General features: G+C 41.9%; 2 protein-coding genes. Both read right to left on the bottom strand.

Annotated elements, in window-relative coordinates; translation table 11 throughout:
• Window positions 1-119: 119 nt before the first annotated feature.
• On the bottom strand, window positions 120-731 hold the full coding sequence (locus tag M3661_RS29720) for a hypothetical protein (RefSeq protein ID WP_251491267.1): 612 nt from the start codon (window positions 729-731) through the stop codon (window positions 120-122).
• 91 nt (window positions 732-822) lie between these two features.
• Window positions 823-1,575: a sigma factor-like helix-turn-helix DNA-binding protein gene (locus tag M3661_RS29715; RefSeq protein WP_251491264.1), complete on the bottom strand. Its 753-nt coding sequence runs from the start codon at window positions 1,573-1,575 to the stop codon at window positions 823-825.
• Window positions 1,576-1,669 lie beyond the last annotated feature (94 nt).

The following is a 1,669-nucleotide window of genomic DNA, read 5'->3' as shown; positions in this document are numbered from 1 at the left end:
AGTAGACGCTGCGCGGTTTCCACCGGAAGTGTACGGTATATCGCTACATTTCGCGTCCGTACCCGGAGTTGTTCGCCGCGCTTTTTATCGTCTTATATATAGGTGGCTTTCGTATGGGGTTATTTTTTTTCATTACTTACAATAATTTTTCTGTTGTCTCTCTGTACTCCACTTAACGCTAAAAATTGCTCTCCAATTTGCGGTGATCCACCTAAGTTACTTCTTAACCTACTAGAATGTATTATTTCTTTGCTATTGAATAGTGGTCTGTTATTGGTTTTGATTATTTCTTCTACCAATTCGTCTTTTAGCTTCTTGTATAATTTTTCCGTCTCTTCCGCAGCTATTTTTTCGGTTTCTTCACGTGAGACTGATGTTACAGATTCTATTCTTTGTATCAGATCTTCATGAAATTCAGCAAGCGGCCTCTTCACTATGGTTGCGGCAACAGTGTCAGGATCTATGAGACTAAGTTTGTTATCAACCTGGCCTACTTTTTCTTTAAGTTCACCCAATATCATACTTAAATCATCTTTCAAATTATCTGCTTTTGTCGCTTCTCTGACTGAAATGTAAATCGCTACAAATGCTAGAGATATCGACACAAAAGTAGCTCCATAAGATATTAAATTCATTACTTGAATATTATTAGCGTGTGACGCCCCGAAAGTCAGAGCAATACATACCATCACCCATAACCAATCTTTATGTTCCCATGTCCACTTTTCCATACTTATCCCCCTGTCCTATCATATAAACATCCATAATTATACACGACTCCTAGTATGATGGGCATACAAAAAAAGACGAGCGAACCCGTCTTTAAGTGATTAAATCAAACAAATCAACTTGTCTACTATGATGATGCAGTTTCTTCTTAGCCTCGTCTACAAACCATTGTATTGAACTCTTGCTTAACCCAGTAATCTCCGCTGTTTCTCCATAGGATAAGCCTCCACCGATGACCATCTCATAACATTCCCTTTCTCTTGGAGAAAGCTCACCTAAAGCAAATTCAATCCGTTCCCGTTCTTTGTCGCTTATTCTCTCAGCTTGTACAGCACCGCCTGACGATGTCTTAGCTATATATGCTTGAAGCTGCACTGGATCAATAGGCTTCTCGCGCTGGTATGCTGCCAGTCGTTCAACCCCGCGTTTGCTTCCCGGCCGCCGCCCTGTTTCTAACCATTCTAAGCTGTACTCTACGCCGCTTATCATCTCGCCCAATGTCTTCATATCTGATTCGAGGGTGGCTATTTCTGCTTCTAAGGATTCGCGCTCAGTTTGAAATGTAGTGGGTAGCGTGATTACTGCCATAAGTTTAAGCCGCTTTTCCTTGGCCTTATCCCGTGTTTGCTTCAGTTCTCCCCGTTTGCGCTCCAGCTTTTCTTTTGTCGCTCTATACTCTGGCAACAGGTCGCATTCACATTTATCGATGACATGTCCGTTCTTTACCCAAGCTGAAGGAGCTCGTTTTGAATCACCTGGTATTGGCTGACCTACTATTCGTTCCGGATCTTCCAAAGCGCCTGCAGCTGTCCATACCCAATGTGTCTTAGCGGTTACCTTTTTCATAGCTCAGTTCTCCGTAGATAGATTTGCATATCTCTTTCGCTTTGCCGATTTCCTCGAAAGTAACATCCGTTGAATAGGTAGATGCATATATGAT

The organism is Paenibacillus sp. MER 180 (genome assembly GCF_023713665.1).
Taxonomy (GTDB): Bacteria; Bacillota; Bacilli; order Paenibacillales; family Paenibacillaceae; genus Paenibacillus_B; species Paenibacillus_B suaedae.
The sequence above is the reverse complement of the archived record's forward strand: the minus strand, read 5'-3'. Positions and strand labels throughout refer to the sequence as shown.